The sequence below is a fragment of the Methylobacterium sp. M6A4_1b genome (genome assembly GCF_053345175.1).
Genome location: NZ_JBKEZQ010000005.1, coordinates 248,918 through 255,875, shown reverse-complemented (window position 1 = coordinate 255,875; position 6,958 = coordinate 248,918). Strand labels below are relative to the sequence as shown.

The 6,958-nt window shown below is 70.6% G+C and carries 6 protein-coding genes; 4 read left to right on the top strand and 2 right to left on the bottom strand.

Annotated elements, in window-relative coordinates; all coding sequences use genetic code 11:
- Window positions 1-273 precede the first annotated feature (273 nt).
- Window positions 274-2,292, top strand: coding sequence for a TonB-dependent receptor (locus tag ACLBWX_RS08005; RefSeq protein ID WP_447676535.1), 2,019 nt, complete (start codon window positions 274-276; stop codon window positions 2,290-2,292).
- Window positions 2,293-2,305: 13 nt separating this feature from the next.
- Here ACLBWX_RS08005 and ACLBWX_RS08000 read toward each other — a convergent pair whose 3' ends face one another.
- Window positions 2,306-3,385, bottom strand: coding sequence for a quinone-dependent dihydroorotate dehydrogenase (locus tag ACLBWX_RS08000; RefSeq protein ID WP_447676534.1), 1,080 nt, complete (start codon window positions 3,383-3,385; stop codon window positions 2,306-2,308).
- The gene (locus ACLBWX_RS07995; protein WP_447676533.1) at window positions 3,382-3,741 is read right to left on the bottom strand and encodes a DUF952 domain-containing protein; all 360 of its coding nucleotides are present in this window, start codon (window positions 3,739-3,741) and stop codon (window positions 3,382-3,384) included. Before ACLBWX_RS07995 ends, ACLBWX_RS08000 begins: the two co-directional genes overlap by 4 nt.
- 218 nt (window positions 3,742-3,959) lie before the next feature.
- On the opposite strand from ACLBWX_RS07995, the gene ACLBWX_RS07990 reads away from it, so the two are divergent.
- The 3 genes from ACLBWX_RS07990 (at window position 3,960) to ACLBWX_RS07980 (ending at window position 6,923) form a co-directional block, all read left to right on the top strand.
- Complete coding sequence (locus ACLBWX_RS07990) at window positions 3,960-4,592, top strand: S24 family peptidase (protein ID WP_447676532.1); 633 nt, start codon at window positions 3,960-3,962, stop codon at window positions 4,590-4,592.
- Between the two features lie 87 nt (window positions 4,593-4,679).
- Window positions 4,680-5,795 (top strand): ATP-binding protein, encoded by a 1,116-nt coding sequence (locus ACLBWX_RS07985; RefSeq protein ID WP_447676531.1) that lies wholly within the window; start codon window positions 4,680-4,682, stop codon window positions 5,793-5,795.
- A 114-nt stretch (window positions 5,796-5,909) separates the two neighbouring features.
- Window positions 5,910-6,923, top strand: a complete 1,014-nt coding sequence (locus ACLBWX_RS07980) for a TIM44-like domain-containing protein (RefSeq protein WP_447676530.1) — start codon at window positions 5,910-5,912, stop codon at window positions 6,921-6,923.
- Window positions 6,924-6,958 lie beyond the last annotated feature (35 nt).

The window sequence follows — 6,958 nt, the reverse complement described above, 5'->3', positions numbered from 1 at the left end:
GAGCCAGGAGACCTGCCGTCAGTCGTGGTCACACGCGAGACGCGCTGGGCGGGGTGCCCCGGCGGGTGTCGGGGCGTTCGCGGATCGCGAACGGGTCGGCCTCGTTCGCGGTGACGTGCCACAGACGTCGCCCGAGGTCCTATGTCGCCCGTTCGTTCACGGCCCGCCTACCGAACCCTTCTGCTCGCATCCTGTGCCAGCCTCGTACCCTACAGCGTTCAGATTCAACGAGCCTCTTCCCAGGCAGCAGAAGCCAATCTGGCGGAACTCTCAGTGACGGCGGAGGCGCCAGCCACCAAGACGACCGGGCCTGCCGCGAGCGCAGGGTACGTCGGCGGTGTCACCGGCATCGGGGGTAGCCTCAGGACCGTCGATGCGGCGAGCGCCGGCGTGATCTCGGGCGTGCAGATCAACAGCCGCCCCATCACACGACCCGGCGAGGTGCTGGAGAGCGTGCCGGGCCTGATCGTCACCCAGCATTCCGGAGAGGGGAAGGCCAACCAGTTCTTCCTGCGCGGGTTCAACCTCGACCACGGCACCGACATCGCCATCTCGGTCGACGGCATGCCGGTGAACATGCGCACCCATGCCCACGGCCAGGGCTACGCCGATCTCAACTTCCTCATCCCCGAACTCGTCGGAGCGGTCGAGTTCCACAAGGGACCGTACTTCGTCCGGGATGGCGACTTCGCCTCGGCCGGCTCGGTGCGGATCGACTATCTCGACACGGTGGACCGCAATCTCGCGCTGGTTTCGTTCGGCTCGTTCGGGTTCAAGCGGGCGTTGACCATCGCCTCCGCGCCACTCGGCCAGGGCACCCTGCTCGTCGCCGGCGAGGCCCAGACCTATGACGGCCCTTGGGACGTGCCGGACCGCCTGGCCAAGCTCAACGGGGTCGTCCGCTACAGCCAGGGCACGGCGCTCGACGGCTTCGCGCTCACCGGCATGGCCTACTGGGCGAAGTGGAACGCGACCAACCAGATCCCCGAGCGCGCGGTCTCTGAGGGCATCCTCGGCCGCTTCGGCACCTTGAACCCGACGGATGGCGGTGACACCGGTCGCTTTTCCCTCTCCGGGCGCTGGAGCCAGACCAGCGATGCCGGCATCACCCGGGCGAACGCCTACGTCATCCGCTATGGGATGAACCTGTTCAACGACTTCACCTACTTCCTCAACGATCCCGTCAACGGCGACCAGTTCCGCCAGCGCGACAGCCGGGTGCTCGGTGGCGGCGAGGTCAGCCACACTGTCCAGGGCGACCTGTTCGGGATGGCGATGGAGAACGAGATCGGCGTCCAGACCCGCACGGACTCGATCCGGGTGGGCCTGTTCAACACCGCGAACCGTCAGGTTCGCTCGACCGTCCTGGATGACCGCGTGCTGGAGTCGAGCGGGGCGTTCTACTACGAGAACCGCCTGCGCTGGACCGATTGGCTGCGCACCAGCGTCGGCTTCCGGGCGGATACCTATTACGCCGATGTCGTGTCCGATACGGCGGCGAATTCCGGCAAGGCGCGCGACAGCATCGTCAACCCGAAGCTCGGCCTCGTCCTGGGACCGTGGTTCGAGACCGAGTTGTTCGTGAACTACGGCGGCGGCTTCCACTCGAACGACGCCCGCGGCGTCACCGCCACCGTCGATCCGACGAGCCCGCTGTTCAACATCTCCCGGTCGCCCTTCCTCGTGCCCTCGACGGGGTCCGAGATCGGCCTGCGCAACCGCGGCATCACCGGGCTGGAGACGGCCGTGACGCTGTTCCAGCTCGATTTCGCCTCCGAGAACCTGTTCCAGGGCGACAGCGGCACCACAGAGCCGAGCCGCCCGACTCGCCGCTTCGGCGTCGAATGGACCAACCGCTACGCGGTGACGCCCTGGCTGTCGCTTGAAGGCGACCTGACCGTGACCAACGCCCGCTTCGCGGACCGCGACCCCGCCGGCAGCCGGGTGCCCGAGGCCCCGACCACCATCGCCTCGGCCGGGTTCACCTTCGGCGAGGGCCTGGGCTGGTTCGGGTCGATGCGCTTTCGCTACTTCGGGCCGCGGCCGCTGATCGAGGACAATTCCGTCCGCGCCAGGCCGACCGCGCTGCTCAATGGCCGGGTCGGCTACAAGTTCGAGAACGGGGTCAGCCTGTCCCTCGACGTGCTGAACCTGACCAACGCCAAGGCCGACCAGATCACCTACTTCTACACCTCGCGCCTGCCCGGCGAGGTGGCGGACGGCGTCGCCGACCGGCACTTCCATCCGGTCGAGCCGACGGCCGTACGCCTGACCCTGGCGGGGCGGTTCTAGCCCCGCGCGATCCTCAGCCCGGCAGCTTGACCAGGGCGGCGGCGTCGCGCCCGACCAGGGGGGCCAATTGCGTGGCGCCCTCGGCCGTCATCCGGGAGAGGATGCCGGCCTTGATCTCGGGGATCAGTCCGGGGCCGGCATAGACCAGGCTCGAATAGAGCTGGAGCAGGCTGGCGCCGGCCCGGATCTTGGTCCAGGCGGTCTCGGTCGAGTCGATCCCGCCGACGCCGACGAGGGGCAGCTTGCCGCCGACCCGGAGATAGGCCTCGGCGAGGAGCCGGGTCGCCGCCGCGAAGAGCGGCCGGCCGGAGAGGCCGCCGGTCTCGCGGGCGAGGCCCGATTCGCGCAGGGTCTCGGGCCGGGCGATCGTGGTGTTGGACACCACCAGGCCCTGGACGCCGCGCCGGAGGGCGGTGGCCGTCATCGCATCGAGGGCCTCGAGGGTGATGTCGGGGGCGATCTTCAGCAGGATGGCGGTGGCCGGATGGGTCGCGTCCCGGGCCTCGACCACGCGGGCGAGCAATTCGTCGAGGAAGGCCTCGCCCTGGAGGTCGCGCAGGCCGGGCGTGTTCGGCGAGGACACGTTGACGGTGACGAAATCCACCAGCGGCGCGAGGGCGCGGGTGCAGGCGACGTAATCGGCGAGGCGGTCGGTCGACTCCTTGTTCGCGCCGATGTTGACGCCGACCCGGCCGGGTCGCCCCTTTCGGGCGGCGAGGCGGCCACGGACCACGTCGAGCCCCTCGCTGTTCAGGCCGAAGCGGTTGATCACGGCCCGATCCTGCGCGAGCCGGAAGACGCGCGGGCGGGGATTGCCTGGCTGCGCCTTCGGAACCACGCCGCCCACTTCGACGAAACCGAAGCCGAGCCCGAGCAGGGCATCGGGGACCTCCGCACCCTTGTCGAAGCCCGCCGCGAGGCCGACCGGGTTCGGGAACCGGCGCCCCAGGACCTCGACCGCCAGCCGGGCATCGTCGGCCGGGGGCCGGAGGGGCGGCAGGGCGGCGAGCCCGCGCAGGGTCAGGTTGTGCGCCGTCTCGGCGTCGAGGCGATGCAGCAGGGGCTTGGCAAGGGGGAAGAGAGCGCCGATCATGCGGACCGTCCCGCGGCGAGATCGTCCGGGAGGACGTGGCGTCCATCGTCGGCCAGGGGCAGGTCGGCGACGAAGCGGACGGCCGTGAGGTCGAGGGCTGCGTAGAGATGCGGGAACAGGTCGCCGCCCCGCGAAGGCTCGTAGCGCAGGGCCGGACCCAGGGCCTCGGCCTCCACGGCGACGAGGACGAGGTCCCCGACGCCGGCGAAGTGGCGTGAAGCGGTCTCGGCCACCTGGTCCGCGCTGGAGAAGTGGATATAGCCGTCGGCGCGGTCGACCGGTGCGCCCTCGAAGCGACCGATGGCCTCGGCCTCACGCCAGAGTGCCCGGGGGGAGATCTTGTAGATGAGCGGCATGCCCGCTCCCTATCGGGTTTCGCAGGGTCGATCAAACGCCGCGGCGCGGATCGAAACCGCAACCGTACGGATACAGTTGAAGTCATGAGTTGCCAGGATGTCGCGATTGCGGGTCGAACTGAATTAGCAGCTCCGGCACCATTGCTTTTCGCGGTTTTTAGTTCTACTTTCCTATCTTTAGGCTGGACGTCTTAGCCGTAACTCGCCCTGAGCTTTCGATGCTGTCTCATGAACAGATCTGGACCGCCATCGACCGCCTAGCGGAACGTCATGGATTCTCCGCGTCCGGTCTCGCCCGCAGGGCCGGCCTGGATGCGACGAGCTTCAACCGGTCGAAGCGCATCGGCCCCGACGGCCGCAAGCGCTGGCCCTCCACCGAATCGGTCTCGAAGGTGCTCGCCGCCACCGGGGCGAGCCTCGACGAGTTTCTGCGGCTCATCGAGGCGCGCGACGGACCGGCGCGCACGATGATCCCCCTGATCGGCATGACCCAGGCGGGCGCCGGGCGCCTGTTCACGGACGAGGGCATGCCGACGGGCGGTCCCGGCTGGGAGGAGATCGAGTTTCCGGATCTCGCCGACGACCGCGCCTTCGCCCTGGAAGTCCAGGGTGATTCGATGGCGCCGCTCTACCGCGACGGCGACGTGCTCATCGTGTCGCCGACCGCCGGGGTCCGCAAGGGCGACCGGGTCGTGGTGCGGCTCGCCGCCGGCGAGGTCCTGGCCAAGGAACTCAAACGCAAGACCGCACGCACCATCGAGCTGGCCTCGCTCAATCCCGCCCACGAGGACCGGGTCGTCAACGTCAGCGACATCGCCTGGATCGGCCGGGTGATGTGGGTGCGCCAGTAGCCCATCGGGTCCAGCTTTGCCGTTCTCGCGGTTGCCGCTATGCCTTGGGGCGGGAGGGGCCGCGCGCCCCGGATCGGCGGACAGGCCATGGCATCGCCCCGGACGGACGATCACGCTGCTGAGGGCGAGCCGGAGCCCGGGCTCGTCCGGCTGCTGACCGCCTCGGCGGTCCCGGCGGCCCTCCTGGCGCCGGAGGCGACCGGTGGCCGCGTCGTCCGCGCCAACCGCGCGCTCCTCGATCTGGTCCGGCGATCCCCCGACGCGCCCCTCGACGGCAAACTGCGCGCCTGGCTGGGGCTCGACGGCGACCGGGAATCCGGCGCCGCATTCGATGCGGCCGTCGCCGCCGGGGCTCCGGAGGGCGCCGAAATCCTCGCGTGGCCGGGCGGCGGCGCGGCGTTCTGGGCGCAGGTCTTCGTCGTCCCGGTGCCCGGGACGCCCTACCGCCTCGCGCAGATCGTCGACGTGACCCGGCGCCGCGACGCCGAGGGAGCGCTCGCGCTCTCGCGCCAGCGCGAGGCCCTGGGCCTCCTCACCAACAGCGTGGCGCACGAGTTCAACAACTTCCTCCAGATCCTCATCGGCTACATCGACGGGCTGAAGCGGCGCCTGGGCGACCGCGACGAGCCCTTCATCCAGCGCGCCATCGTCCGCTCCACCGACGCGGCCGAGCGCGCCACCACCCTGACCCGGCAGCTCCTCGCCTTCTCGCGGCGCATCGCCCCCGACGTCCGCCCGGTGGACCTGAACCGGCTGATCGAGGCGTTCGGCGCCCGCATCGGGCCGACGCTCCCGGCCCGCATCACCCTCGAGATCCGGACCGTGCCGGGGCTCGCCTGCGGCCTCAGCAACCCCACGCAGATCGAGCTCGCGCTCAGCCACATCGTGGCCAATGCCTGCGAGGCGATGCCGGCGCCCGGACGCATCGTCATCGCCACCTTCGCGGTGCCCCCGGGCGACCGGGCCCTGCAGCGGCCCGGCGACGGCGCGGTCGGCATCACGGTGACCGACGAGGGCCAGGGCATGTCGCCCGAGATGGCGGCCCGCGCCCTGGCCCCCTTCGTCACCAGCCGCGAGGCCGGCCGGGGCGCCGGGCTCGCCATCGTGCACGGCCTCGTCAAGCGCCAGAACGGCACGGTGTCGATCGACTCGAAGCCCGGCGAGGGCGCCACGGTCCGGATGGTGTTTCCCGCCGCGCATTGAGGGAAATCGGGGGGATTTCGCGAAGAACACCGGACTAAAACTCCGGCGCGAACGTCACCATATCAGGAGCGGCGTATCCGCCGGACTTCCCTGTTGTTCACCAGAGGCGTTTTCATGCTCACCTCCACCACTCGTCGGAAGCGCGCGGCGTCCATCCTCGCGCTCGCCGCGACGCTGGTCCTCGCAGCGCCCGTCGTCGAGGCGCGTCCCGGAAGCGGCAGCAGCGGTGGCATGGGTTCGCGCGGCTCGCGCACCTACGCGCCGCCCTCGGCCACCACCACGGCCCCCGGCGCCCCGGCCCCGATCCAGCGTTCGCAGACCCAGCCCGGCCCGGCCATGGGCAATCCCGGCATGAACACCGCGGCGCAGCCCGGCCGACGCTTCGGCGGCGGCTTCATGGCCGGCCTGCTCGGCGCGGGCCTGCTCGGTGCGCTCCTCGGCGGCGGGTTCTTCGGCGGCCTCGGCGGCATCGCCTCCTTCCTCGGCCTGATCCTGCAGGTCGGTCTCGTGGTCCTGCTGGTCGCCTTCGCCGTGCGCTGGTTCCGCCGGCGCCAGGGCCAGCCGGCCGCCGCCGGCCTGTCCCGCTCGAACCTCGACGGCGCCGGCGCGAACCCGGGTCCGATGGGCGGTTCTCCGATGGGCGGTTCTCCGCTCGGTGGGGCTCCGATGGGCGGCACCTCGGGCAATGCCCAGCGCGGTCCCGCCCCGGTCCAGCCGGTGCAGGCGCGTCCCGTCCAGATCGGCCCCGGCGACTTCGAGAGCTTCGAGATCGCCCTGAACGACGTGCAAGCGGCCTATGGCCGTGAGGACGTCGCGGCCCTGCGCAACCTCGCGACTCCGGAGATGGCCGGCTACTTCGTCGAGGAATTGCGGGCCAACGAGGCGCGCGGCGTCGTCAACCGGATCTCGGACGTGAAGCTCCTCCAGGGCGACCTCTCCGAGTCCTGGGGCGAGGGCAATGCCGAATACGCCACGGTGGCGATGCGCTACGCCATCAAGGACGTGACGCTCGACCGCCGGACCGACCGGGTGGTCGAGACCGGCGAACCGGAGGCGGTGGAACTCTGGACCTTCGTGCGCGAGCGCGGCGGCCGCTGGATCCTCTCGGCGATCCAGCAGGGTCGCTGACGCTCGGCCCTGGCCGACATCGATGAACGAAGAGG

Excerpts from the sequence above, each read along its gene's own strand:
- ACLBWX_RS07980 (WP_447676530.1), top strand. The coding sequence starts at position 5,910 with ATGCTCACCTCCACCACTCGTCGGAAGCGCGCGGCGTCCATCCTCGCG.
- ACLBWX_RS07990 (WP_447676532.1), top strand. The coding sequence starts at position 3,960 with ATGCTGTCTCATGAACAGATCTGGACCGCCATCGACCGCCTAGCGGAA.
- ACLBWX_RS08000 (WP_447676534.1), bottom strand. The coding sequence starts at position 3,385 with ATGATCGGCGCTCTCTTCCCCCTTGCCAAGCCCCTGCTGCATCGCCTC.
- ACLBWX_RS07985 (WP_447676531.1), top strand. The coding sequence starts at position 4,680 with ATGGCATCGCCCCGGACGGACGATCACGCTGCTGAGGGCGAGCCGGAG.
- ACLBWX_RS07995 (WP_447676533.1), bottom strand. The coding sequence starts at position 3,741 with ATGCCGCTCATCTACAAGATCTCCCCCCGGGCACTCTGGCGTGAGGCC.